Genomic DNA, 24743 nt, shown 5'->3' on the forward strand with positions numbered 1-24743 from the left:
CCAAGGGCCACGAAGTGGACCTCGCGAGGCCAGGGGGGCAGCATCGCAGGCGCGTGGGGTGTCATCTCAGCGCGTGTTGATCGAGGTGATGGTGTAGGCGCCGTTGATCTTCTCCGCGGTGAACGAGACCTTGTCGCCGACCTTCACGCGATCGAGCATGGCGGCGTCCTTGACCTGGAACGCCAGGTTCATTGGCGGCAGGTCGAGGCTCTTGATCTCGCCATGCTTGAGCGTGATCTTGCCGCCCGGCTTGTCGACCTTGCGGACCTCGCCTTCGATCGGTGCGGCCTGGGCAAATGCGCCCAGCGACAACGCGGTGAACATTGAAGCCATCCAGCGGTTCATCGAGAGTCCTTCATCGCTCGGCGTCGAGCGTATCGAGGGGCGTTGGAGCCGCGCGCCGTCCCGTGAGTTCCGGTGCGGCGATGCGCCCCGGCCACCCTAGAATGCCACGCGAATCACAGTTTCGCCCGGAGATCACAGCATGGCCAGTCCCGCTCCCGTCGCGCCCGACCTGAGCCATATCGCGCCGCGCGACCAGGCCGAGATCCTGGCGCAGGCGCTGCCCTACATCCGCAAGTTCCACGGCAAGACGCTGGTCATCAAGTACGGCGGCAACGCCATGACGGACCCGGCGCTGCAGCAAGACTTCGCCGAGGACATTGTGCTGCTCAAGTTGGTCGGCATGAACCCGGTGGTGGTGCATGGCGGGGGCCCGCAGATCGACGAAGCGTTGTCGCGCCTGGGCAAGAAGGGCACCTTCATCCAGGGCATGCGCGTCACCGATGAAGAGACGATGGAGGTCGTCGAGTGGGTGCTCGGCGGCGAGGTGCAGCAAGACATTGTCGGTCTCATCAACGCCGTGGGCGGCAAGGCGGTGGGCCTGACCGGCCGTGACGGCGGCATGATCCGCGCCCGCAAGCTCAAGATGATCGACAAGGACGACCCCAGCGTCGAACACGACGTGGGCCGGGTCGGCGAGATCACCTCGATCGACCCGGCGGTGGTGAAGGCGCTGCAGGACGATCAGTTCATCCCGGTCATCAGCCCGATCGGCTTTGGCGAGCACAACGAAAGCTACAACATCAATGCCGACCTGGTGGCAAGCAAACTCGCCATCGTGCTGGGCGCCGAAAAGCTCATGCTGCTCACCAACATCCCGGGCGTGCTCGACAAGGCCGGCAAGCTGCTGACCAATCTCTCGGCGCGCGAGATCGACGAGCTGTTCGCCGACGGCACCATCAGCGGCGGCATGTTGCCCAAGATCGCCGGTGCGCTCGACGCGGCCAAGAGCGGCGTGAACGCCGTCCACATCATCGACGGCCGCGTGCCGCACGCGATGCTGCTCGAGATCCTGAGCGATCAGGCCTACGGCACGATGATCCGCTCGCACTGACCGATGGGCGCGCGGCCGGCGCGCCAGCGTGTTGTCGCCAGGCCGGCGGCGGCGCCACCAAGCGGCAAGCGCGGGGGCGCGTCGACGTGGCTGTTCGACCTCGACAACACGCTGCACGACGCCTCGCATGCCGTGTTCGGCATGATCGACGCGACGATGAACGACTACATCGGCCGCGAACTCGGGCTGCCGCCCGACGAGGCGGACGCGTTGCGGCGCCTCTACTGGCGCCGCTACGGCGCCACGCTGTTGGGCTTGGAGCGCCACCACGGCATCCGCGCGGCGCACTTCCTCGAACACACGCACCGCTGGCCTGAGTTGGAGCAGCGCTTGCGCATCGACCCGCGTGACCGCGCTGCCTTGCGGGCGCTGCCCGGGCGCAAATTCGTCCTCACCAATGCACCGGCGCGCTACGCCAAGCGCGTGCTGACGGCGCTGGGCCTTGCGGACCTGTTCGAAGGGGTGGTGAGCATCGAAGGCATGCGCCTGTTCGGGCAGCTGCGTCCCAAGCCGGACGCACGCATGTTTCGCGTGGTCCTGGCGCGCTTGAAATTGCGGCCGACGCGGTGCGTGCTGGTGGAAGACACGCTGACCCACCAGCGTGCGGCTCGTGGCCTGGGCCTGCGAACGGTATGGATGCAGCGCTATCTGTGGCGCAATGCGCATGGGCCCGAAGTAGGCGCGCGCTTGCGTCGAAAACCCGTGTACGTGTGTGCAAGAATTCATTCGCTACAGAAGTTGCGAAGCCTCCCGCATGTCCGATCTGCCCCTGCCTGAACCGCTGCAAGAAGTCGTCGCCGACGCGGGCGACGCTTCGGCGCGTAAGCGGCCCAAGCCCGGCGAGCGCCGTGTGCAGATCCTGCAGACGCTCGCGGGCATGCTCGAACAGCCGGGCGCCGAGCGCATCACCACGGCGGCGCTGGCGGCCAAGCTGAGCGTCAGCGAGGCGGCGCTCTATCGGCATTTCGCCAGCAAGGCGCAGATGTTCGAGGGGCTGATCGAATTCATCGAAGGCAGCGTCTTCACCCTCATCAATCAGATCGTGGAGCGCGACACCGATGCCGCCGTGCAGGTACGCAAGATGCTGGCGGTGCTGCTGCAGTTCGGGGAAAAGAACCCCGGCATGTCGCGCGTGATGGCCGGTGACGCGCTGGTGTTCGAGAACGAGCGGCTCATCGCGCGCATGAATCAGTTCTTCGATCGCTTCGAGTCGCAGCTGCGCCAGAGCTTTCGAGCCCTGGCCGAGGCTGGTGGCTCGCAGACACCGACGGTCGACGCACAGGCGCGCGCGTCGGTCCTTACGAGCTTTGCGTTGGGTCGTCTGCAACGCTACGCGCGGTCGGGCTTCAAGCGCCTGCCCAGCGAGCACCTCGACGCCGCGCTTTCGCAACTCGTCGGCTAAGGCCGTGGCTCGGGCGCTCGAGCTGGCATTGGCCGGCGAGCGGCTGGAGTTGATGCACGAGCGGGCGGTGTTCCTCCCCGATCACGCCACGCTGTTGGTTGCCGACGCCCACATCGGCAAGGCGGTGTCGTTTCGTCGGCTCGGTGTGCCGGTGCCGCGCGGCACGACCACCGAGACGCTGGCCACGCTTTCTGCCGCGGTCGACGCAACGGGAGCCGAGCGCCTCATCTTCCTCGGCGACTTTCTGCATTCCGCGCGTGCGCGCGCCGACGCAACGCTCGATGCGTTGACACGCTGGCGCGAGCGGCACGTCGGACTTCGCTTGACGCTGGTGCGCGGCAACCATGATCTGCACGCCGGTGATCCGCCGAAGGCTCTCGGCATCGACGCCGTCTGCGAACCGCTGCGCCTCGGGGCGCTGGCGCTGTGCCACCACCCGCAGACGGTCGAAGGCGCTTATGTGCTGGCGGGGCACGCACATCCTTGCGTTGTGCTCGGCGGGCGCGCGCAAGAGACCGGCTGCGGCTGCCTTGCTTCTGGTTTACCGACGCGGCGCGGCAGGCGGTCGGCGTGCTGCCCGCGTTTGGCAGTTTCACCGGCATGCATCTGATCGACCGGCGGCGCGAGGACCGCGTGTTCGCGGTCATGCCGCAACGGGTGATCGAGCTGCCCTGAGCCGCGCCGGACGGGCCGACACCGGCGCCTACACTGGCTTGCATGAACGAGGAATTCCAGCGCCTGCTGCACCGCGCCGAGGCGCTTTTGTCGCGGCTGGACCAACTACTACCCGGACCCGGTCGCTTGCGCGTGGCGGCGCCCGACTGGCAGGCGTCGATCGCGTTTCGCTACCGTCGCCGCGGCGCTTCGGTGTTGGGCGGCGGCTGGTTGGAGCCGGTGCGTCACGTGGCGACGATCCGGCTGGCCGAGCTGAAAGAAGTCGAGCCGCAAAAGGATCGACTGCTGCGTAACATTGCGCAGTTCATCGCCGCGCGCCCGGCCAACAACGTGTTGCTCACCGGTGCGCGTGGCACCGGAAAATCGTCGCTGGTAAAGGCTTGTCTGAATGAATTCGCCGCGCAGGGACTGCGGTTGATCGAGGTCGATAAAAACGATCTGGTCGACCTGCCCGATCTTGTGGACCTCGTGGCCGAGCGACCGGAGCGCTTCATCGTCTTTTGCGACGACCTCAGCTTCGACGAAGGCGAGCCCGGCTACAAGGCGCTCAAGTCGATGCTCGATGGTTCGGTCGCGCAGGCGAGCGACAACGTGCTGATCGTGGCCACCTCGAACCGTCGCCATCTCCTGCCGGAGTACATGAAGGACAACCTGGGCTACCGCCATACCGAGGACGGCGAGGTGCATCCTGGCGAGGTGGTCGAGGAGAAGACATCGCTGTCCGAGCGTTTCGGGCTCTGGATCAGCTTCTACCCCTTCAGCCAGGACGAATACCTGGCGATCGCCCTGCAATGGTTGAGCGCGCTTGGCGTGACTGCGCCGGCCATCGAAGCGGCCCGCCCCGAGGCCTTGGTGTGGGCGTTGGAGCGCGGCTCTCGCTCCGGACGCGTTGCCTGGCAGTTCGCGCGCGACTATGCAGGACGGCACGATGTCTGAACGCGTGCCGGTGGATGTCGCCGTGGGCGTGTTGTTCGATTCGCGGGGCAGTTTCTTGCTCACGTCGCGCCCCGACGGCAAGGTCTATGCAGGCTACTGGGAGTTTCCTGGCGGCAAGCTCGAGGCCAACGAAACAGTCGAGCAGGCGCTGCGTCGCGAGCTGTACGAAGAACTCGGCATCACCATCGGTCCTGCTGTGCCCTGGAAAACCGCGTTGGTGGATTACCCGCATGCGCTCGTGCGGCTGCACTTTTGCAAGGTACATGACTGGAGCGGCGCCCTGGAAATGCGCGAAGGTCAATCAGCCGTCTGGGAGGCGCTGCCGGTCGGGGTCAGACCGGTGCTGCCCGGCGCGGTGCCGGTGCTGGGCTGGCTGGCAGAAGAGTGCGGCTGCGAAGGCGCGACGCACGGCGCCTGAGGTGAATCACCCCACGTTCAATTCGTTTCCTGCCCCCCAAAGGGGGTGCTCAGCGTCCTTGGGGCGGCCCGGCGGTCGCTAGCGAAGCGGCGGTCAAGCCTTCGGGGCGGACGAAGGTGACGACGTCGAGACGCTCGGCCATTCAGCTGGCACCTCGTCGAGTTCGGCCACATCCAGGCCTTGGCGCAGCTCCCACGACGAATCGAACCAGCCGGGATCGCCCGGCGCTTCGGCGCCGGACTCGGCTTCGCGCGCGGGGGGCGGGAAAGACTCTGACGGCGGCTTTTGCCCCGGACCGACCATACGCGCCATATCGCTGCTCCCTACCTGTTATTACCAAGATTCGCCGGAGCCATAGTTTCGGACTCGTCGCTCATCGGCGCATCCTCGAAATTAGGGGTGGCGGCTCATCCTGACCCTTCGTGGTGTCAATGAGGCGGCGGCGGCTCGGTGTCTTCAGCAGGCGGCTCCACTCCGACGCGGTAGCTCTCGCTGGCCCAGGCGCCGAAATCCCCCATCTTGCAGCGCTCGCTGCAAAACGGTCGATCAGGGTTGGCCGCAGAAAACTCGCTCGCTCCGCCGCAACCGGGGCAGCGAACGGTGCGTGAGGAGGTGCTCGCGGGCCCGCTCATGCGCACAGCGTCAGCTCGAAGCTGGCGTCCTCTCCGCTCGGGCGCAGGCGGCCATCGCTGTCGCGGCGCATGAGGCGAATCGACGCCATGAGGCGATGACCGCTGATCTCGGGGACCAACCCGAGGCTGCTGTCGAGCCTGACACGCATCAAGCTGTAGCTGCGTCCGGCCTGGAGGCTCTGTTGGTACTGGCCGCCCTGCGCAGCCACCATGTGCGCACTGCCAGACTCGCGCAACAGCGCCAACAGCAGCGTCAACGCTTCGGCCAAGGGCAGCAGCGTCGACATCCACTGTTTCAGGTCTGTCTGGCGGCGCGCCACGCTCTCGTGTTGCCAGGCGTAGTACGCCGGCAAGTCGAATTCGCACGTACCTCCCGGAATACTGATGCGACTGCGGATCGCCATTAGCCACTCGTTGCTGTTGAGTGCGTGGCCGGCCTTGCCAGCGAGTTGGTTTAGCGAGGCAAAGGCCTCGTCGATGCGACCGATCACCTGCTCAAGCGTCGACTCGGAAATTGACGGGTTGCCGCGGTAGTGCCCGAATTGGACCTTGTGACGTTCCAAATCCTTGAGCAAATCGCTCTTCAGGTCGGCTCGCGAGGCGACATCCATGATCTCGAACAGCGTTGCGATCGCGAAATGGTGGTCGATCGCCGCCTCACGGCTGCCCAGCACTGCAAGCCGCTCGAAAAGATGCTCGAGCCGCAGCATGGTGCGGATGCTTTCGTTGAATGGGTACTCGTACAGGATCAAGGCAGCTTCCCCCGCTGCAGGCGCAACGCGACCGATTGTTCCACAGGGCCGCGAGTGATCAACCCCGCGCGCTCAAGGGCTTGGAAGCCAAAGGCGCCACAGCGCTTCGAGGTTGGCCTGGAGCTCCGCCAGATCGTCGACGCGGTTGTCGATCACGGCGTCGGCGGCTGCTCGCCGAACAGCCCGCGGTGCCTGCTGGGCGATGACGCTCTGCACTTGTTCGCGTTGCCAAAGCGAACGGCGCATGACGCGCGCGATTTGAACTTCGAGGGGACAGTCGACGACGAGCACGCGGTCCACAAACATGCGCCAGCGGTGCGATTCGACCAGCAGCGGCACGTCAAACACGATGCATGGCTGCCCGGCGGCCGCTGCGGCCAACTCGTCGCAGCGGGCCCCGATGAGCGGATGCAGCACTGCCTCGAGGTCGCGCTTGACGCCAGCATTGGCGAAGGCCCGCTCGCGCATCCAGCGACGGTCGAGCGCACCGTGGGCGTCTATCGCTGCGGCACCGAAGTGGGCTCGCAATGTATCGATCGCCGCGCCGCCGCGTGCGGTCAGCGAGCGCGAGATCGCATCGGTGTCGATAAGTTGCGCCCCGCGAGCTTGCAAGATCGCGGCAATCGTGCTTTTGCCGCTGCCTATGCCACCGGTCAAGCCAATGCGCACGCTTCGGTGGGCCGGCGCCGCCATGAGGGTGCCCGGCCGGTCAGGCCCAGCCGAGCCAGCCCATCACTCGCTCGGAACCAGCAAACAGGACGACCAAGCCGGCGCCGGCAAGAAACGGCCCAAAAGGCACGTAGCGGCCTTCGCGCAGCGCGCCGGAAAGTTTCATGGCGATGCCGACCGCTGCACCGATCAGCGATGCGCCGAGCACGATCGGCAGAAGCATCTGCCAGCCCAGCCACGCACCGAGTGCGGCGAGCAGTTTGAAGTCGCCGCCGCCCATGCCTTCCTTGCCGGTCGTCAGCTTGAAGAGCCAGTAAACCGCCCACAGCGTGAGGAAGCCGGACACCGCACCCCACACGGCGCTGTCGAGTGGAATCGTCCAGCCTATTGCAGCAGCAATCAAGCCACCCCAGAGCAGCGGCAGCGTCAGGCTGTCCGGCAGCAAAGTGGTGTCCCAGTCAATGCCCGACAACGCGAGCAAGGTCCCCACGAAAGCGCACCATGCGAGCACAGGAAGGTGAGGGCCGAAGCGCCAAGCAACCAGTGCGAACAACCCGCCGGTTGCCAGTTCGATCAGCGGATAGCGCACTGAAATCGACGTCTTGCACGCCGAGCAGTGGCCACGCAGCGCGAGCCAGCTGACGAGCGGAATGTTCTCGTACCAGTGGATTTTATTTTCGCATTTCGGGCATCGCGAACCGGGTTTGGACAGGCTGATTTCCGGCAACTCAGGAGCTGTGCTGCCCAACAACTCCGACGCTTCGAGCTTCCACGCCCGCTCCATCATTTGCGGCAGTCGATGGATCACGACATTGAGGAAGCTGCCGATGCACAACCCTAGGATGGCCAGCATCCAGGGCGATAGCAGCGCGCCCAGCCAGTCAGCCGACATGGGTGCCGCGCGTCAGACCACTTGGCCGAGTTTGAAGATCGGCAAGTACATGGAAATGACGATGCCGCCGATGATGGTACCCAGCACGACGATGATGATCGGCTCGAGCAGGCTCGACAGTCCCTTCACAGCCTCGTCAACTTCGGCCTCGTAGAACTCGGCCGCCTTGGCCAGCATGTGATCAAGAGCGCCAGACTCCTCGCCGATGGCTGACATCTGCAGCACCATCACTGGAAAAATGCCGGACGATTGCATAGCCGTCGTCAGCGCCGTGCCAGTGGAGACGTCTTTCTGGATTTGCTCCGTCGCCTCGGCGAAGACGGCATTGCCGGCGGCTCCGCCGACCGAGTCAAGCGCTTCCACCAGTGGAACGCCGGCGGCGAACATCGTGGACAGCGTGCGGGTCCAACGCGCAACCGCTGACTTGTACATGAGGCTGCCGAACACCGGCACCTTCAACAAAAGACGATCCATCGTCTTCTGCATCTTCTCGGAGCGCCTCCACGACTCCAAGAAGAAATACGTGCTCCCGCCGATCACACCGAAAATCAACCACCAATATTTGACAAAAATCTTCGACACGGCCATCACAAAGAGGGTCGGCGCCGGCAGGTCCGCTCCGAAGGACGCGAACACTTCCTCGAAGGCCGGAATTACGAAGATCATGATCACAGCAACCACGACGAACGCAACGACCAGCACGGCCACGGGGTAGATCAGTGCCGATTTGATCTTGCGTTTGATTTCGAGCGTCTTCTCCTGATAAACGGCCAGGCGCTCGAGCAGCGTCTCGAGAATGCCGGCTGCTTCGCCGGCCTCGACGAGATTGCAATACAAGGCGTCGAAGTAAAGCGGATGCTTTCTGAACGCCGAGGACAGACTGGTGCCGGTTTCAATGTCGGTGCGAATGTCGGTGAGGAGTTTCGTGACGCGGGGATTGGTGCTTCCGCGCGCGACGATGTCGAACGACTGCAGCAGCGGGACGCCGGCGCGCATCATCGTCGCAATCTGGCGCGTGAAGATCGCAATGTCTCTTTGCTTGATCGAGCTGCCGCCCCGCAAACGCCGCTTCTTGACCTTGTTGACAAGGATGCCTTGGCGGCGAAGGTTGGCACTGACGACGGCTTCGCCAACGGCTCGTATCTCGCCGCGAACGACCTTGCCATTCTTGTCCTTGCCTTCCCACTCGAAGACGAATTCCTTGACGTCGCGCGCTGAAGCGGTTGCTGCTGTGGCCATGATGTCCTGCGTCTCCCCGACGGCGGTTGGCTTGCTTATTCGTTGGTAACCGAGATCACTTCTTCAAGCGTGGTCTGACCCGCCTTGACCTTGATCAATCCCGATTGACGCAGGTCCCGTACGCCTTCGAGTGCAGCCTGTCTTGCGATGTCGACCGCGTTGCCCTGCGACAGGATGATGCGCTGAATCTCTTCGCTGATCGGCATCACCTGGTAGAGGCCGACGCGGCCGCGGTAGCCATTGCCGCAGGTCGAGCAACCGACGGCTCGATAGGGCTTCCACGTGCCGTCGAGATCGCCCTCGACGAAACCTGCCTTGAGCATTGCCTCGCGAGGGTAGTCGGCCGGGGCCTTGCAGTTCTCGCAAAGGCGCCGCGCCAGACGCTGCGCCGTGATCAGGATCACGCTCGAGGCAATGTTGAACGGCGCCACACCCATGTTCAACAGGCGCGTGAGGGTGGTCGGAGCGTCGTTGGTGTGCAAGGTGCTCATCACCAGGTGGCCGGTCTGCGCTGCCTTGAGCGCAATGTCGGCAGTATCGAGGTCGCGGATTTCACCGACCATGATGATGTCGGGATCCTGTCTGAGAAAAGCTTTCAACGCGACCGAAAAATTCATTCCAGCCTTGTCATTCACGTTGACTTGGTTCACCCCCGGCAGGTTGATTTCGGCAGGATCCTCGACAGTCGAGATGTTCACCCCTGGCTGGTTAAGAATGTTCAGGCACGTGTAGAGCGACACGGTCTTGCCCGAACCCGTCGGACCGGTGACCAACACCATTCCGTAGGGGCGCTTGATGGCTGTCATCAGTCGCTCTTTCTCGATTTTCTCGTAGCCAAGTGCTTCGATTCCCAGCTTGGCACTCGACGGATCGAGGATACGAATGACGATCTTCTCGCCAAACAGCGTGGGCAATGTGCTGACGCGAAAGTCGATCGCTTTGTTGCCGAACTTGAGCTTCATGCGACCGTCTTGCGGCACGCGTTTCTCGGAGATGTCCAGCCGGGAAATGACCTTGATGCGCGAAGCGAGCTTGTCCTTGATGGCGATCGGTGGCTGCGTGATTTCGCGAAGCTCTCCATCCACGCGAAAGCGCACCCGATAGTTGTATTCGAACGGTTCGAAGTGCAGGTCGGAGGCGCGCGCGTTAATTGCATCGATCAACATTTTTTGCAAGAAACGCACGACGGGCGCATCTTCGACATCGGTCGAGATGTCTTGCGTCTCGGGGCTTTCCTCTTCCGTGACGTCGAACTCGAAATCACCGGCTACCAGGGACTCGAGTGCTTCGCCCGTGCTGGCAGACGCCGCGTCCACGAGCGTCATGAGCTTGTCGTGTTCGACAATGACCCACTCGGGCGTCAACTGTGTCGCAAACTTGATCCTCTCGGCGGCTTCTTGGTCGGTTGGGTCTGCACCAGCGATGAACAGGCGGTTGCCGCGCTTGCCGAGCACCACGACCTGGTATTGGCTGGCCAGCTTGTTGTCGATCACGTTGCGCGGCAGCCGCTGCGGGTCGACCGCGCTCAAATCGAGCAAGGGCATGGCGAGCACGCTGGAGAGCGTGTGCGCCAGCTCCGCAGGGTTGACTGCGCCAGCACTCAAGACGGCCGAAATGAAGCTGCGCTTCTGCTCTTTCGAGGCACGGACCAAATCTTCAGCCGTCTTCGTGCTGAGCTTGCCCGCATGCACCAAGACGCGCGCGACGCCGGACAACGAACTCTGCGGGGCATCGGCAAGGGTATCCACGGGCTATCGACAGGAGATGTAGGGCGACCGGACCATGATCGTCTATTCATCAGATGCTGTAAACGAACTCGGCGCCGTCGGACGATGCCATTCGCAGACCTGCCGCGCAGACACCACAGTAAGCAAAGGCAACACGAAGAATTTGGTCGGGGTGAGAGGATTCGAACCTCCGGCCTCTACGTCCCGAACGTAGCGCTCTACCAGGCTAAGCTACACCCCGATGAGGCCGGCAGGGCGCCAGCCTACTCAACCGGAAGCTACGAAGAGCGCTCCATCAGCTGAGCGCACAAGTATAGCAGCGCCTCGCGATGCTCAGAGTCAGGCAGCAGCGCCAAGCTGGTTCGGGCCTGCTGGATTTCGGCGCCAGCGGCGGCGCGAGTGGCCTCCAGTGCCCCGGTGTCCCGAACGATCTGAATGATGTCGGGCAAGCGCTCAACCTCGCCATGTTCGATGGCGGCACGCACGAGCGAGCGCTGCGCCGACGTGCCGCGGGCCATTGCGACCAGCAGCGGCAGGGTCGGCTTGCCTTCGCGCAGATCGTCTCCCACGTTCTTTCCGAGCGCCAGGGTCGCACCTTCGTAGTCGAGCAGATCGTCGATCAATTGAAACGCGGTTCCGAGGCCGCGGCCGTAGTCAGCGCATGCAGCTTCGAGGGCAGGTGGCGCTTCCGCCAACATCGCGCCGAGGCGCGCACTTGCCTCGAACAGCTTGGCTGTTTTGAAGCGGATGACGCGCAGGTAATCCTCGACGGTGAGGTCGGGGTCGTGCATGTTCATCAACTGCAGCACCTCGCCTTCGGCGATTACGTTGGTCGCGTCGGCCAGGACTTCGAGCACGCGGATTCGATTTACCGACACCATCATCTGAAAGGCGCGCGAATACAAAAAATCGCCGACCAACACACTGGCCGCATTTCCGAAGCGCGCGTTAGCAGTGCCTCGTCCGCGGCGAAGTTGCGACTCGTCGACGACATCATCATGTAGCAAGGTTGCGGTGTGGATGAACTCGACCGTGGCGGCAAGCTCGAAGCGCTCAGAGCCGCGAAAGCCCAGCGCCTGAGAAAACAGCAGCACCAACATTGGCCGTACGCGCTTGCCACCGGCGCTGATGATGTAGTGCGAGATCTGATTGATCAGGGCGACCTGCGACGCCAGGCGACGGCGGATCAGCGCATCCACCTCGACCATCTCAGCGGCCATCAGGTCAGCAGGGGATGGGGCCGACCGAGCGGCATTAGAGACATCAGTCACTGGGGCGGGATGGGTCGCTCGATCAGGCACGAGCGAGACAATTATAGGAATGGAAGCTGTGAGCCTTGCGCAAGCCGCCGGGCAATGCAGACGTCGAGGGATTCGGTGGCCTCCGTGTGTTAGAGTCTTAGGCTTCGCGAAACTCCGCGGACCGACTGGCGAGCCCACTGCGCGGCGCGCCATTATTTTGAGTCTAGCTAGGCAAGGGGCTGATATGTACGCGGTCATAAAAACCGGCGGCAAGCAATACAAGGTTGCTGCGGGCGAAAAGATCAAGGTAGAGCAGCTTGCTGCGGACGTTGGTCAAGAGATCGTGATCGACCAAGTGCTCGCCGTCGGCAACGGCGCGGACCTGAGAGTCGGCACTCCCTTGGTGGTCGGTGCGACCGTCAAGGTAACGGTGGTGGCTCAGGGCCGTCACGACAAGGTGCGCATTTTTAAGATGCGGCGCCGTAAACACTATCAAAAGCGACAGGGTCACCGCCAAAATTTTACCGAGCTGGAAATCGGCTCGATCAACGGTTGACCCGCCGGCATTCGAGCAGGAGCGACAAAAATGGCACAGAAAAAAGGTGGTGGATCCACCCGCAACGGCCGCGATTCGCAGCCCAAGATGTTGGGCGTCAAGGTGTTTGGGGGTCAGACTATCTTGGCCGGCTCGATCATCGTGCGCCAGCGCGGAACGCAGTTTCATCCGGGCAGTAACGTCGGCTTAGGCAAGGATCACACCTTGTTTGCGTTGGTCGACGGGCAGGTCAGCTTCGCGGTGAAGGGTGAGCGCAACCGCCGCACCGTGAGCGTCAGCGCTGCCTGACGGTGCATTGCCTTGCTTAGAAGCCCCGGCATGCCGGGGCTTTTTTGTTGCGATTTTTGTCCACTAAGATTCCTCATCCCATGAAGTTTGTCGACGAAGCCTACATTGACGTCGCCGCGGGTAATGGCGGTAACGGCTGCGTGAGCTTTCGTCGCGAGAAATTCATACCTTTCGGCGGACCCAACGGCGGCAACGGCGGACGCGGAGGGCACGTGTACGCCATGGCCGACCGCAACCTGAACACGCTGGTCGACTTCCGCTTCGCGCGTCGCCACGAGGCGCGGCACGGCGAGCATGGACGAGGCTCAGACCAGTACGGCGCCGCATCGGATGACATCGTGCTGCGCATGCCCGTTGGAACCATCGTCATCGACGCCGAAACTGGCGCTCCCCTGGCTGAGCTGCTCGAACCCGACCAGAAGATCTTGCTGGTCAAGGGGGGTGACGGCGGCTTTGGCAATCTCCACTACAAGACGAGTACCAACCGAGCGCCGCGTCAAAAGACGCCCGGCTGGCCCGGCGAGCAAAAAAAACTCAAACTCGAACTCCGTGTGCTTGCCGACGTCGGACTGCTCGGCATGCCCAACGCTGGCAAGTCGACGCTGATATCGGCAATCTCGAACGCGCGCCCGAAGATCGCCGACTACCCCTTCACCACGCTGCACCCCAACCTCGGTGTCGTGCGAGTGGGGCCCGAGCAGAGTTTCGTCGTGGCCGATGTGCCGGGCCTGATCGAAGGCGCCGCAGAGGGCGCCGGTCTGGGTCACCGATTCTTGCGCCACCTTCAGCGCACGCGCTTGTTGCTGCACATGGTCGATGTGGCTCCGTTCGATGATGCAGACCCGGTCGTGCAGGCCAAGGCCATTGCCGCCGAACTTAAGAAGTACGACCCGGCGCTGTTCGATAAACCTCGCTGGCTCGTCCTCAACAAGTTGGACATGGTGCCCGTCGACGAGCGGGCTGCGCGAGTGAGGGATTTTGTGAAGCGCTGCAGGTGGAAAGGGCCGGTGTTCGAGATTTCGGCTCTCACGCGCGAGGGCTGCGAGCACTTGGTCCAGGCGATCTACCAGCACGTGGCGAGTTTCCAGACCCATCACGTCGATCCTGACGTGCGTTTTGCCGAAATCGACGCGGATGAGCCCGGCTTTGCGCCGCAGGCTGGCGATCCGCGTTTCCGCTGAGGCGCGGGGCCATGGTTGAGTTGCTGCGCAACGCCCGGCGCATCGTCGTCAAGGTGGGATCGAGTCTCGTCACCGACGAGGGGCGCGGTGTCGATGCCGCTGCAATCGGCAACTGGTGCCGCCAGCTGGCGGTGTTGGCGGGTCAGGGCCGTGAAGTCATCATGGTGTCGAGCGGCGCGATTGCTGAAGGCATGAAGCGTCTTGGCTGGCGCACGCGGCCCAAGGAGATTCACGAGCTTCAAGCCGCGGCAGCGGTCGGCCAGATGGGTCTGGCGCAGATGTACGAGAGCAAGCTGTCCGAACATTCGATCGGAAGTGCGCAGGTGCTGCTCACGCATGCGGACTTGGCCGACCGCGAGCGCTACCTCAATGCACGCTCGACCTTGCTGACCTTGCTTGCACTCAAGGTCATTCCGGTCGTCAACGAAAACGACACCGTCGTCAATGACGAAATCAAGTTTGGCGACAACGACACGCTTGCGGCGCTGGTTGCCAATCTGGTCGAGGCCGACTTGCTGATCATTCTGACGGACCAGGCTGGCCTCTACGAGGCGGATCCGCGCAGGGACCCGCAAGCGCCGTTTGTCCATGAGGCTCATGCCGGCGATATGGCGCTCGAACGCATGGCGGGCGGCACGGGGTCGAGTCTGGGTCGCGGCGGCATGATCACCAAGGTATTGGCAGCCAAGCGCGCCGCCCGCAGTGGTGCCTCGACGGTGATCGCCTCGGGCCGAGAGCCCGACGTGCTGCTTCGCTTGACGGCCGGTGAGGCGATCGGCACGCTGCTGACCGCCAGCACCGCCAAGGTCGCCGCTCGCAAGCAGTGGATGGCCGACCATCTGCAACTGCGTGGTGCCGTCGTGGTCGACGCCGGCGCCGTGGCGAAGGTTCGCGACGAAGGCAAGAGTTTGTTGCCGATCGGCATGATCGAAGTGCAGGGTGAGTTCGCGCGCGGCGACGTGATCGCGGTGCGGTCGACGGAAGGTCGCGAAGTGGCTCGCGGCCTGGCCAACTACGCCAGCAGCGAGGCGCGCCTCATAGCTCGCAAGCCGTCATCGCAGATCGAAGGTTTGCTCGGCTATACCAACGAGCCTGAGATGATTCACCGCACGAACCTCGTGTTGAGCTGAATCGCGCACGTCGAACTGACAGTCCGGTGCGCCGCGTTGCGCCACTCGAATCGACGGTGCACCACAGACCAAACGGAGCGATCTCAAACGACGCCGGGGGGCAATGGTGGTGCGAGGGCGTCGCAATCGTCGAGCCGTTGCTCCCCGTCTTCTCGGCGCAGCGCGCGCATGCCCGAGCGCAGGTAACGGTTGTGGTGATTGGCGCGCGGAAGAAAGCGCGCCAGTTCAGTCAACGCCATCTGATAGACCTCGCGCTTGAACTCGATCACCACGTCGAGTGGAACCCAGTACTCGTTCCAGCGCCAGGCGTCGAATTCCGGGTGATCGCAAGCTCGCAAGTTCATGTCGTTGTCGTGGCCGGTCAGCTGGAGTAGGAACCAGATCTGCTTTTGCCCGCGATAGTGACCGCGCGCATCGCGACGGATGTAGTGGTCAGGGACCTCGTAGCGCAGCCAATCGCGCGTGCGCGCGACGATGCGTACATGCTCGGGGTGCAGCCCGACTTCTTCGTGCAGCTCACGGAACATCGCCTGCTCGGGCGTCTCGCCGTACTTGATGCCGCCCTGCGGAAACTGCCAGGAGTGCGTGCGGATGCGCTTGCCCCAGAACACTTGGTTCCGCTGGTTGAGCAGAACGATGCCGACGTTGGGCCTGAAGCCTTCACGGTCGAGCATAATGAATCCTCGAATTCAGTCTTGAATTCATTATTGCACCGGGCTTCGGCCTTGCAACCCCGCGCCTGCCCTAGGGCGCTGGCTGGTTCGGCAGGACGCGAGTCCGGTCGCGCTCTCTTCCTTGCACCTCTCACACTGCTTGCGCACGCCATGAAAGCTTCGCAGTTCTTTGTCTCGACCCTTAAAGAAGCGCCAGCCGACGCCGAGATCACCAGCCACAAGTTGATGATGCGGGCCGGCTTGATCAAGCGCCTGGGAGCTGGCATCTACAGCTACATGCCCATGGGCTTGCGCGTGATTCGCAAGGTCGAGGCCGTCATTCGCGAGGAAATGAACCGCGTCGGCGCGGTCGAGCTGTTGATGCCGGTGGTGCAGCCTGCGGAGCTGTGGCAAGAGAGCGGCCGCTTCGACAAGATGGGACCGGAGTTGCTGCGCCTAAAGGACCGTCACGAGCGCGACTACCTTCTTCAGCCGACCAGCGAAGAGGTCATCACCGACATCGCACGCCAAGAGTTGCGCAGTTATCGGCAGCTGCCAAAGAATTTTTATCACATCCAAACCAAGTTTCGCGATGAACGGCGGCCGCGATTCGGGCTCATGCGCGCGCGTGAGTTCACGATGAAGGACGCTTACTCGTTCGATCGCGACGCGCAGGCGGCTGCCAGGAGCTACGAATCGATGTATGCCGCGTACTGCAGCATCTTTGACCGCTTCGGCCTGACCTATCGTGCCGTGGCGGCCGACAGCGGCGCCATCGGCGGGGACCGCTCCCACGAGTTCCATGTCATCGCCGACACCGGCGAGGACGTCATCGCTTACAGCCCGACCAGCAACTATGCGGCCAACATCGAGCTGGCTGAATGCGTTCCATTGCTCGGAGCGCGCGCTGCACCGACGCAGTCGATGGCCAAGATTCCGACGCCGGGGCGGGCTACCTGCGAGGATGTCGCGGCGCTGCTGGGCCTGCCGCTCGCCCAGACGGTGAAATCGCTGGTGCTCGCCACCGATGCCAGGAGCGAGCGCGGCGACATTGCCGGGACGAAGCTATGGCTCTTGCTTCTGCGCGGTGACCATGAACTCAACGAAGTTAAAGTGGGCAAGCTACCGGGCTTCGAGGCGGGTTTTCGCTTCGCGACGGTGGCGGAAATCGAATCGCACTTCAACTGCAAGCCCGGTTATCTCGGCCCTGTGAGGCCGACGCGGCCGATGACGGTGATTGCGGAGCGCACGGTTGTCAACTTGAGCGATTTCGTATGCGGTGCCAATGACGCCGACTTCCACTGCACCGGTGTCAACTGGGGTCGCGACCTCCCCGAGCCGGACCTGGTGGCCGACATCCGCAATGCCGTAGCCGGCGACCCCTCGCCCGATGGCCACGGCGTGTTGGCCGTTCAACGCGGTATCGAGGTCGGCCACGTGTTCTTTCTCGGCACCAAGTACAGCGCGGCCATGAACGCCACCTACCTCGACGAGAAGGGCAAGCCGCAGTTGATGGAGATGGGCTGCTACGGCATCGGCGTGACGCGCATCCTCGGTGCGGCCATCGAGCAGCGCCATGACATGCGCGGCATCGTGTGGCCGCGCGCCATCGCACCGTTTGAAGTCGTCATCTGTCCCATCGGCCTTGATCGTTCCCCCGACGTGAGGGCCGCGGCCGAGGCATTGCATGACGAGCTGCAGGCGCTCGGCGTCGATGTAATCCTCGACGACCGCGGCGAGCGTCCCGGTGCGATGTTCGCTGACTGGGAGCTGATCGGCATTCCGCTGCGCGTCGTTGTCTCCGAGCGAGGGCTCAAGGACGGCCGGGTCGAGCTGCAAGGGCGCCAGGAAGTCGAGCCCAGCAGGCCGGCACTGCTCGACGTGGCGGCACTGGTGCGGGCTCGTCTTCAGTCTTGATGAGCAGGGGTCGTCGTCACATGCTGGTGGCCGGCCTGGCGCTGTTCGCCGGTCTTGGGCCGGGTTCGGCGCGGGCCGGCGGGCAGCTCGAGGAGCCGCTGGCTGACGCGGTGCGCACCGCACTGTCGTCCGCGGTTTCCAACGGCCGGCCACCGCGCCCCGGCTTCAACAACATCGAGGAACGGTTGGCTTACCTTCGCTGGCTCGGCGCGATGAGCCAGCGCCTGCTAAGGCGCAACGCCGAGCACCTCACGCGCGTCGAGTTCCTCGAGACGGTCTGGTACGAGAGCCGCCGCGCAGGCCTGGACAGCTCGCTCGTGCTGGGTCTGATCGAGGTCGAAAGCGGTTTTCGCAAGTTCGCCGTTTCCGTAGCGGGTGCGCGGGGCTACATGCAGGTGATGCCGTTCTGGGCGCGCAGCATCGGCGATGGCGATGCGAGCCGCCTGTTCCACTTGCAGACAAACCTGCGCTTTGGCTGCGTGATCCTGCGTCACTACCTCGACCGTGAACGCGGCGACCTGTTCCTCGCGCTGGGCCGCTACAACGGCAGCCGCGGCCGGGCCGAGTATCCGAGCGCCGTGTTCGGCGCAAGGAAGCGCTGGGACTACCAGGAAAAAGCTTGAGCGCGCGGCGCGTCGCTCAAAGGCCGGGCCAGGCCTTCGGTGAGGCGAGGTCGAAGCCGAGCAAGGCCAGCGCACGCTCGACCGTCTCGTCGACCAACTCGTCGATTGTCGCGGGCCGGTGATAGAACGCCGGCAACGGCGGAAACACGACTGCACCCATCTCCGTTGCCGCCACCATGTTGCGCAGGTGCGCCAGGTTCAGCGGCGTCTCGCGTACCAGCAGCAGCAAGCGCCGACGCTCCTTGAGCGTCACGTCGGCGGCACGCGTGAGAAGGTTGTCGCCCAGGCCGTGGGCGATCGCAGCCAGCGACTTCATCGAGCACGGTGCGATCACCATCGCCGCCGTCGCGAAGCTGCCGCTCGCGATGCAGGCGCCTACGTCGCCCGGCGCGTGGCTATGGTCGGCCAGCCGGTCGAGCGCCCGTCGGTCCAGCCCCAGTTCATGGTGCGCGTTGAGCACGCCCGCGGGGGTGACGACCAGATGCGTTTCGGCGCCGAGTTCGCGCGCGCGACGGAGCAGGCGCGTGCCGTAGATTGCGCCGGTCGCGCCGGTGATGCCGACGACGAGGCGCCGCGCCACTCAGTGTCCGCCCGGTCGGCCGAAGCGCGCCGCGCGCTCCCCAGCAGCGCGGTCAACGCGAACGGAGAGGCGTCGATTCATTGAGGGGCGCTCAACAGCGCCTGGAGTTCACCAGCCTGGTACATCTCCATCATGATGTCCGAACCCCCGACGAACTCGCCCTTCACATAGAGCTGCGGAATGGTCGGCCAGTTGGCGTAGTCCTTGATGCCCTGACGGATGCCGTTGTCTTCGAGCACGTTAACGGTCGAGAGATCGCTCACGCCGCAGGCCTTGAGGATCTGGATCGCGCGGCCGGAAAAACCGCACATCGGGAATTGGGCGCTGCCCTTCATGAACAGCACAACGCGATGGCCCTTGACGAGCTGGTCGATGCGTTGCTGAGCGTCGGCGGTGATGGTGGTGTCGGTGTCGGTCATGATGGCGCTCGCTTAAGGCGGATGCATAAAACAGCAGCGGTTATACGGCAAACGCGGGCGCCAACGATGTCGCTGCGGCAAAACCCCAACCCCCGGCACTCAAAATGAGTAAGACACGCCAAGCTGAAGCAGCGGGCTCAGGTGCAGGTCGCGCACGACCTCATTGAGGCTCTGCTGGCCCAGGCGCACCGCCGAGCGGGGCTGCAGCGCCATCACGCCGACATCGGCGCTGAATCCCCAGCCGCCGCCGGTGGCCCGAAGCGACTTCAGGCCGGTGTAGCCAACGCCGAGGTAGGGACGCGAAGTGGCGTCCTGCTCACCCTCGCTGGGCAGAGCGCTCCAGAGGCTGAAACTGCGGCGCTGCGTGCTGAATCCGGTGCCGAGTGCCGACACGTTGTCGGCCGGGGTCGACACGGCGGTGCCGCGCGGTCCGACCAGCAGGCCGCCGGTGGCACGAAAGCCGCCGCCGTAGCGCCCCGGTGCCACTGCACCCTGCTGAAGGAAGTAGTAGTCGCCAAACAAGCTCAGGCTCGGCGCATTTGCCGCGTCAGTCTGATAGGCCAGGCCCGTGCCGCGCGGCGTTGCGACGCCCAGGCGTCCCTGCCAGCGCGACCAGCCAGCTTCGTCGGCACGCAAGCCCAGGCCGGGGTCCGGCGCGGCGCTGGTCTTCGGGCACGCCAGCAGACCGAAAGCCAGTACGAGGGCGCTAAGCGCCGTTGCGCCGTGGATGCGGGGGCGCTCGGCAGCCCTGCAAGATCGTGCGCAAAGCGTGGCATGTGGCATGGCAGGCCCCTCGACAGACCGGGCCGCTGCGGCACCAAAATCGACATCGCTCACCGCCCGGGAAACCATCGTACGCGCAGTGCGCAAATTGGGGGCACGGGTTCGTGGGGGTGGCGTGGGCACGTCAGAACGCGTGATTTCCCACACGAACGGCCGGCCTGTTTCCGCCCGCGAGGCGCGCCGCTGTTGAGCAGGCTCAGGCCGACCGGCGCCCGCCGCTGCAACGTGGCCGGCCAGCCAGGTCGCGTCGGCTGGCGACGTCGGCGAAGCCGGCCGTGTGCAGCAGTCGCGTGACATCGCCTGCTTGATTGAAGCCGTGTTCGAACAGTAGCCAGCCGCCCGGCTCAAGCAAAGGCGGCGCCTGCTGGACGATGCGGCGAATCGCGTCTAGGCCGTCGGCCCCCGCGGTGAGCGCCTGTTGCGGCTCGTGTCTCAGCATCTCGAGATGCGCATCGCCCTCGGCGATATAGGGCGGATTGCTCACGATCATGAAGAAGCGGCGCTGCGTCAGAGCGCTGCCCCAGTCGCTGGGCAGCCACTCCACCGCCACGCCGAGCCGCGCGCTGTTGTCGCGTGCGACGGCCAGTGCCGACAAGCTGGCATCGATCGCCGTGACACGAGCGGCCGGTCGATGTTGCGCAATCGCCAAGGCGATCGCGCCGCTGCCGGTGCCGAAATCGGCGACCGCAGCAGCCGTTTGTAGCGGCAGCAGGTCCAGCGCCCAATCGACCAGCGTCTCGGTGTCAGGGCGCGGCACCAGCACATCGGGCGTGACGCGCAGCATCAGGCCGAAGAACTCCTTCTCGCCGAGCAGGTAGGCCAGCGGCTCGCGCGCGGCCCGCCGGGCCAGCAGCGCGGCGTAGGAAGCCTGCGAGCCGCCGTCAAGCACCGCGTCGGTGTGGGCGAGCAACCAGCTGCGCGGCTGTCGGAGCAGCCGGGCAAGCAGCGCCTGGGCATCGAGCCGGTCGACCCCGGCGACGCGCGCGGCCTGCAGTGCGGCCGCAATGTTCATCGGTCGCCGATCGCCAGCTCGGCCAGCAGTTCGGCCTCGCGCGCGGCGATCAGCGCGTTGACCACCGGCCCCAGATCGCCGTCCATGATGTTGCCCAGCTGGTAGAGCGTTAGGTTGATGCGGTGGTCGGTGAGCCGGCCCTGCGGGAAGTTGTAGGTGCGGATGCGATCGCTGCGATCGCCGCTGCCGATCAGGCCCTTGCGGACCGCCGCCTCCGAAGCCTGGCGCTCGATGCGCTCGCGGTCGCGCAAGCGAGCCGCCAGCACCGCCAAGGCCTTGGCCTTGTTGCGGTGCTGCGAACGGTCGTCCTGGCATTCAGCGACCAGGCCGGTGGGCAGGTGGGTAACGCGGACCGCGGAGTCGGTCTTGTTCACATGCTGTCCGCCGGCCCCGCTGGCGCGGTAGGTGTCGATGCGCAAGTCGGCAGGATTGAGCGTGACCTCCTCCGCTTCGTCGGGCTGCGCCAGCACGGCGACCGTGCAGGCGCTGGTGTGGATGCGCCCTTGCGTTTCGGTGGTGGGCACGCGCTGCACCCGGTGCCCACCGGATTCGTACTTCAAATGGCCGTAGACCTCGGACCCTTCGATGCGCAACACCACTTCCTTGTAGCCGCCGAGGTCGCTCCCGCTTTCGCTCATCACCTCGACGCGCCACCCCTGGCGCTCGGCATAGCGGGTGTACATGCGCAACAGATCGGCGGCGAACAGCGCCGACTCGTCGCCGCCGGTGCCGGCGCGGATCTCGAGGAAGCTGCTGCGTGCGTCGTCGGCGTCGCGTGGCAGCAGCAAGCGTTGCAACTCGGCGGTGAGTCGCTCCAGCTCGGCTCGAGCGCCCGCAATTTCCTCGGCCGCCATTTCGGTCATGTCGGGCTCGCTCAACAGTTCCTGCGCTGCCGCCACGTCGCGCTCGCGCTGCGCAAAGCGCCGCTGGCGCTCGACGATGCCGGCCACCTCCACATGCTCGCGCCCCAGCTGGCGCATCGCTGAAGCGTTGCGCAGGGTCGCGGGGTCGCCGAGCAGCGAGTCGAGCTCGGCCAGGCGCTGGACGTAGCGGTCGAGTTGGTGGCGCAGGGCGGGATTCATGGCGAAAGCGGGTCTCGGCAGGGCAGGGCGGGGCGCGCGCCGCGTCGCGCTGGCGGCGCGATCGACGGGCGGCGCTAGAGTGCGTCGCCGGGGGCGCCGCGCAACGGTGCTGCCGCGCTGCCGCGCAGAAACAGGCGTGACACGGTCGCGGCGAGCTGCTCGCGCTGCGCCGGGTCGGCGGCGTGCAGCTCGGCCAGGGTGCCGTGCAACATCTTCTGCGCAAGCCCCTTGGAGAGCATGTCCAGCACGTCTTCGACGCGGGCGCCGCGCGCGAGCAGCTTTTGCGCACGCGCCAGTTCGTTGCCGCGCCAGGCGTCGACCTGCGCCTGCAGGGCCTGGATCAGCGGCACGCTGCCGCGCTCGCCAAGCCAATGCACGAAGCTCTGCACGCCGGTTTCGATGATCGCTTCGGCCTGGGCGACGGCGGCCTGGCGCTTCTCGCCGCCGTTTTGCACGATCGCCGCGAGATCGTCGACGGTGTAGAGGTAGATGTCGTCGAGCCGCGCGACCTCGGGCTCGATGTCGCGCGGCACCGCCAGGTCGACCATGAACATCGGCCGATGCCGCCGCAGCTTCAGCGCCCGCTCGACCGCCCCCAGCCCGATGAGCGGCAGCGAGCTCGCCGTACACGACACCACCACGTCGAACTCGTGCAAGCGCGCGGGCAGGTCGGCCAGGCGGATCGCCTCGGCGCCAAAACGCGTGGCGAGCTTTTCGCCGCGCTCGAGCGTGCGGTTGGCAACCGCCATGCGGGCCGGTGCGCGCGCCGCGAAATGCGTTGCCGCCAGTTCGATCATTTCGCCGGCACCGACGAACAGCACGCGAATCTCGCGCAAATCCTCGAACAACTGCGCGGCCAGCCGCACCGCGGCCGCTGCCATGCTGATGGAATGGGCGCCGATCTCGGTGGAGGTGCGCACCTCCTTGGCCACCGCGAAGCTGCGCTGGAACAGCTGGTGCAAGGTGCTGCCCAGCGTGCCGGCGGCGTCGGCCTCGCGCACCGCCAGCTTCATCTGGCCGAGGATCTGCGGCTCGCCGAGCACCATGGAATCGAGGCCGCTGGCGACGCGAAAGGCATGGCGGGCGGCAGCGCCATCCTCGAGCACGTAGGCGTGGTCGCTCAGCGCGTCGACGCCGATGCCGCCCACCCCCGCCAGCCATTCGAGAGCCGGGCGCACCAGTTGCGGCCCGGCGGCGCAATACAGCTCGGTGCGGTTGCAGGTCGACAGGATCGCCGCCTCCGGGCCGTGCGGTCGCTCGGGCTGCACGAGGCGCTGGCGCAGCGTCTGCAAGGTTGGGGCGAGTTGTTCGAGCGACAACGCGAACCGACCGCGCAGGTCGAGCGGCGCGGTCGTGTGGTTCAGGCCCAAGGTGAACACCGACATGCAGTGATTATAAAATTGCCTTCCATTCAACGAGTTGCGCTGCCGCAAAGTGCCACGAACGGTGTCGCGACCGCCGGATCACTTGCCCCGGTTTCCTCGCAGGCGGCTCCCCATTGCACGAGACCATGTCCGCGCTCGACGCCCTGATCCATGTCGCAGCCTTCGCCCTGCCAGCCCTGCTGCTCGGCGCCGTCGCGGCGGTGCTGACCAAGCTGTTGTGGTTGCGCCCGCTGGCGACGGTGTCCGTGCTGCGGCTGGCCGGCTGGGCCAGCGCGGCCGCGCTCTTGGCGCTGGTCGCCGGGCTGCTGTTGACCGGCCACGACGGCGCCATGCTCACCTACGTCGCCATGCTGCTCGCCTGCGCCGCAGCGCTGGGCTGGGCGGGTTGGGGTCGGCGATGAGCGGCCGAGAGGCGTTGTGCGAGCGGTCACCGAGCCGCCGCCGGGCCGCCCCAAGGCGTGCGAGCACCCCCTTGGGGGGCGGGTGCCGAGAGGCGTCGTGGGGGCAGACATGACCTACGCCGTCAAGGAAGTGTTCTACACGCTGCAAGGCGAGGGCGGCCATGCCGGGCGCGCGGCGGTGTTCTGCCGTTTCGCCGGCTGCAACCTGTGGAGCGGCCGTGAGCAAGACCGCACGGACGCCGTCTGCCGTTTCTGCGACACCGAGTTCGTCGGCACCGACGGCAGTGGCGGTGGCAAGTTCGCGAGCGCCGCCGCGTTGGCCGAGCGCATCGCCGCGCACTGGCCGCAAGCGCAAGCGCAGAGCGCGCGGCGCTTCGTCGTGCTCACTGGCGGCGAGCCGCTGTTGCAGGTCGACGCGGCGCTGCTCGAGGCCTTGCACGCGCACGGCTTCGAGATCGCGGTCGAAACCAATGGGACGCTCGAGGCGCCGGCCGGCATCGACTGGTTGTGCGTGAGCCCCAAGGCCGGCGCTCCTTTGCTGCAACGCTCGGGACAGGAACTCAAGGTCGTGGTGCCGCAAGAGGGCATCGATCTGCAGGCGCTGGAGCTGCTGGATTTCGCGCAGCGCCGCGTGCAGCCGATGGACGGCCCCGCGCTGGCCGCCAATACCGACTGGGCGGTGCGCTGGTGCCTCGCACACCCGCGCTGGCAGCTCAGCCTGCAAACCCACAAGCTGCTCGGCATTCGGTGAGTT

The 24743-nt window shown here is 65.2% G+C and carries 30 protein-coding genes and 1 tRNA gene; 14 read left to right on the top strand and 17 right to left on the bottom strand.

The window, feature by feature from the left end; all coding sequences use genetic code 11:
• Window positions 1-66: 66 nt before the first annotated feature.
• On the bottom strand, window positions 67-345 hold the full coding sequence (locus RMO12_RS13360; RefSeq protein ID WP_309626025.1) for a copper-binding protein: 279 nt from the start codon (window positions 343-345) through the stop codon (window positions 67-69).
• Window positions 346-484: 139 nt separating this feature from the next.
• Between RMO12_RS13360 and argB the strand changes: the two genes are divergently transcribed.
• The 6 genes from argB (at window position 485) to RMO12_RS13390 (ending at window position 4827) form a co-directional block, all read left to right on the top strand.
• A complete protein-coding gene (gene argB / locus RMO12_RS13365; protein WP_309626026.1) occupies window positions 485-1396 on the top strand; it encodes an acetylglutamate kinase in 912 nt (303 codons plus the stop codon).
• A gap of 3 nt (window positions 1397-1399) precedes the next feature.
• Window positions 1400-2173, top strand: a complete 774-nt coding sequence (locus tag RMO12_RS13370) for a pyrimidine 5'-nucleotidase (protein WP_309626027.1) — start codon at window positions 1400-1402, stop codon at window positions 2171-2173.
• Window positions 2151-2798: a nucleoid occlusion factor SlmA gene (gene slmA / locus RMO12_RS13375; protein ID WP_309626028.1), complete on the top strand. Its 648-nt coding sequence runs from the start codon at window positions 2151-2153 to the stop codon at window positions 2796-2798. Before RMO12_RS13370 ends, slmA begins: the two co-directional genes overlap by 23 nt.
• Before the next feature lie 4 nt (window positions 2799-2802).
• Entirely contained in the window at window positions 2803-3408 is a 606-nt protein-coding gene (gene pdeM, locus RMO12_RS13380) for a ligase-associated DNA damage response endonuclease PdeM (RefSeq protein WP_309639666.1), read from the top strand.
• 107 nt (window positions 3409-3515) lie between these two features.
• Window positions 3516-4409, top strand: a complete 894-nt coding sequence (locus tag RMO12_RS13385; RefSeq protein WP_309626030.1) for an ATP-binding protein — start codon at window positions 3516-3518, stop codon at window positions 4407-4409.
• Entirely contained in the window at window positions 4402-4827 is a 426-nt protein-coding gene (locus RMO12_RS13390) for an NUDIX domain-containing protein (protein WP_309639667.1), read from the top strand. The genes RMO12_RS13385 and RMO12_RS13390 overlap by 8 nt, the downstream gene beginning before the upstream one ends.
• A 93-nt stretch (window positions 4828-4920) precedes the next feature.
• Here the strand turns inward: RMO12_RS13390 and RMO12_RS13395 are convergent, their stop codons facing one another.
• The 9 genes from RMO12_RS13395 to RMO12_RS13435 form a co-directional block, all read right to left on the bottom strand.
• Window positions 4921-5139, bottom strand: coding sequence for a hypothetical protein (locus RMO12_RS13395; RefSeq protein ID WP_309639668.1), 219 nt, complete (start codon window positions 5137-5139; stop codon window positions 4921-4923).
• 116 nt (window positions 5140-5255) lie between these two features.
• Window positions 5256-5459 (bottom strand): DNA gyrase inhibitor YacG, encoded by a 204-nt coding sequence (locus RMO12_RS13400; protein WP_309639669.1) that lies wholly within the window; start codon window positions 5457-5459, stop codon window positions 5256-5258.
• Window positions 5456-6211 (bottom strand): cell division protein ZapD, encoded by a 756-nt coding sequence (gene zapD / locus RMO12_RS13405; protein WP_309626033.1) that lies wholly within the window; start codon window positions 6209-6211, stop codon window positions 5456-5458. The genes RMO12_RS13400 and zapD overlap by 4 nt, the downstream gene beginning before the upstream one ends.
• A gap of 72 nt (window positions 6212-6283) precedes the next feature.
• Window positions 6284-6904, bottom strand: coding sequence for a dephospho-CoA kinase (gene coaE / locus RMO12_RS13410; protein WP_309639670.1), 621 nt, complete (start codon window positions 6902-6904; stop codon window positions 6284-6286).
• Between the two features lie 16 nt (window positions 6905-6920).
• Window positions 6921-7772, bottom strand: a complete 852-nt coding sequence (locus tag RMO12_RS13415) for an A24 family peptidase (protein ID WP_309639671.1) — start codon at window positions 7770-7772, stop codon at window positions 6921-6923.
• 12 nt (window positions 7773-7784) lie between these two features.
• Entirely contained in the window at window positions 7785-9011 is a 1227-nt protein-coding gene (locus tag RMO12_RS13420; protein WP_309626036.1) for a type II secretion system F family protein, read from the bottom strand.
• A gap of 35 nt (window positions 9012-9046) precedes the next feature.
• The gene (gene pilB / locus RMO12_RS13425) at window positions 9047-10759 is read right to left on the bottom strand and encodes a type IV-A pilus assembly ATPase PilB (RefSeq protein ID WP_309626037.1); all 1713 of its coding nucleotides are present in this window, start codon (window positions 10757-10759) and stop codon (window positions 9047-9049) included.
• Window positions 10760-10902: 143 nt separating this feature from the next.
• Window positions 10903-10979: transfer RNA gene (locus tag RMO12_RS13430), tRNA-Pro, on the bottom strand.
• Between the two features lie 37 nt (window positions 10980-11016).
• A complete protein-coding gene (locus RMO12_RS13435; RefSeq protein ID WP_309626038.1) occupies window positions 11017-11958 on the bottom strand; it encodes a polyprenyl synthetase family protein in 942 nt (313 codons plus the stop codon).
• Window positions 11959-12223: 265 nt separating this feature from the next.
• Between RMO12_RS13435 and rplU the strand changes: the two genes are divergently transcribed.
• The 4 genes from rplU to proB all read left to right on the top strand — a co-directional run bounded on the left by rplU (window position 12224) and on the right by proB (window position 15134).
• Window positions 12224-12535 (top strand): 50S ribosomal protein L21, encoded by a 312-nt coding sequence (gene rplU / locus RMO12_RS13440; protein ID WP_309626039.1) that lies wholly within the window; start codon window positions 12224-12226, stop codon window positions 12533-12535.
• 30 nt (window positions 12536-12565) lie between these two features.
• The gene (gene rpmA / locus RMO12_RS13445) at window positions 12566-12823 is read left to right on the top strand and encodes a 50S ribosomal protein L27 (protein ID WP_309626040.1); all 258 of its coding nucleotides are present in this window, start codon (window positions 12566-12568) and stop codon (window positions 12821-12823) included.
• Window positions 12824-12903: 80 nt separating this feature from the next.
• The gene (cgtA, locus tag RMO12_RS13450; RefSeq protein WP_309626054.1) at window positions 12904-14004 is read left to right on the top strand and encodes an Obg family GTPase CgtA; all 1101 of its coding nucleotides are present in this window, start codon (window positions 12904-12906) and stop codon (window positions 14002-14004) included.
• 11 nt (window positions 14005-14015) lie between these two features.
• Window positions 14016-15134, top strand: coding sequence for a glutamate 5-kinase (gene proB, locus RMO12_RS13455; protein WP_309626041.1), 1119 nt, complete (start codon window positions 14016-14018; stop codon window positions 15132-15134).
• Between the two features lie 83 nt (window positions 15135-15217).
• Here proB and RMO12_RS13460 read toward each other — a convergent pair whose 3' ends face one another.
• Window positions 15218-15808, bottom strand: coding sequence for an RNA pyrophosphohydrolase (locus RMO12_RS13460; protein WP_309639672.1), 591 nt, complete (start codon window positions 15806-15808; stop codon window positions 15218-15220).
• A gap of 150 nt (window positions 15809-15958) precedes the next feature.
• Between RMO12_RS13460 and RMO12_RS13465 the strand changes: the two genes are divergently transcribed.
• Together RMO12_RS13465 and RMO12_RS13470 are read left to right on the top strand one after the other, a co-directional pair.
• A complete protein-coding gene (locus RMO12_RS13465; protein ID WP_309639673.1) occupies window positions 15959-17704 on the top strand; it encodes a proline--tRNA ligase in 1746 nt (581 codons plus the stop codon).
• On the top strand, window positions 17704-18327 hold the full coding sequence (locus tag RMO12_RS13470) for a lytic transglycosylase domain-containing protein (RefSeq protein ID WP_309626044.1): 624 nt from the start codon (window positions 17704-17706) through the stop codon (window positions 18325-18327). Before RMO12_RS13465 ends, RMO12_RS13470 begins: the two co-directional genes overlap by 1 nt.
• Window positions 18328-18343: 16 nt before the next feature.
• Here RMO12_RS13470 and RMO12_RS13475 read toward each other — a convergent pair whose 3' ends face one another.
• The 6 genes from RMO12_RS13475 to hemA form a co-directional block, all read right to left on the bottom strand.
• Window positions 18344-18907 carry a UbiX family flavin prenyltransferase gene (locus tag RMO12_RS13475; RefSeq protein ID WP_309639674.1) on the bottom strand — a complete coding sequence of 188 codons (564 nt, stop codon included), beginning with the start codon at window positions 18905-18907 and terminating at the stop codon, window positions 18344-18346.
• 77 nt (window positions 18908-18984) lie between these two features.
• Window positions 18985-19326 carry a Grx4 family monothiol glutaredoxin gene (gene grxD, locus RMO12_RS13480; protein ID WP_309626046.1) on the bottom strand — a complete coding sequence of 114 codons (342 nt, stop codon included), beginning with the start codon at window positions 19324-19326 and terminating at the stop codon, window positions 18985-18987.
• A 99-nt stretch (window positions 19327-19425) separates the two neighbouring features.
• A complete protein-coding gene (locus tag RMO12_RS13485; RefSeq protein ID WP_309639675.1) occupies window positions 19426-19962 on the bottom strand; it encodes a hypothetical protein in 537 nt (178 codons plus the stop codon).
• Between the two features lie 343 nt (window positions 19963-20305).
• Window positions 20306-21121, bottom strand: a complete 816-nt coding sequence (prmC, locus tag RMO12_RS13490) for a peptide chain release factor N(5)-glutamine methyltransferase (protein WP_309626048.1) — start codon at window positions 21119-21121, stop codon at window positions 20306-20308.
• On the bottom strand, window positions 21118-22203 hold the full coding sequence (gene prfA, locus RMO12_RS13495) for a peptide chain release factor 1 (RefSeq protein WP_309639676.1): 1086 nt from the start codon (window positions 22201-22203) through the stop codon (window positions 21118-21120). Before prfA ends, prmC begins: the two co-directional genes overlap by 4 nt.
• A 74-nt stretch (window positions 22204-22277) precedes the next feature.
• Window positions 22278-23588, bottom strand: coding sequence for a glutamyl-tRNA reductase (hemA, locus tag RMO12_RS13500; protein WP_309639677.1), 1311 nt, complete (start codon window positions 23586-23588; stop codon window positions 22278-22280).
• Between the two features lie 125 nt (window positions 23589-23713).
• Here hemA and RMO12_RS13505 point away from each other — a divergent pair, with 125 nt between their 5' ends.
• Together RMO12_RS13505 and queE are read left to right on the top strand one after the other, a co-directional pair.
• Entirely contained in the window at window positions 23714-23989 is a 276-nt protein-coding gene (locus RMO12_RS13505; RefSeq protein ID WP_309626051.1) for a hypothetical protein, read from the top strand.
• Window positions 23990-24098: 109 nt separating this feature from the next.
• Window positions 24099-24740, top strand: a complete 642-nt coding sequence (queE, locus tag RMO12_RS13510; protein ID WP_309639678.1) for a 7-carboxy-7-deazaguanine synthase — start codon at window positions 24099-24101, stop codon at window positions 24738-24740.
• Window positions 24741-24743: the final 3 nt, after the last annotated feature.

It is taken from the genome of Methylibium sp. (genome assembly GCF_031393925.1).
Taxonomy (GTDB): Bacteria; Pseudomonadota; Gammaproteobacteria; order Burkholderiales; family Burkholderiaceae_C; genus Methylibium.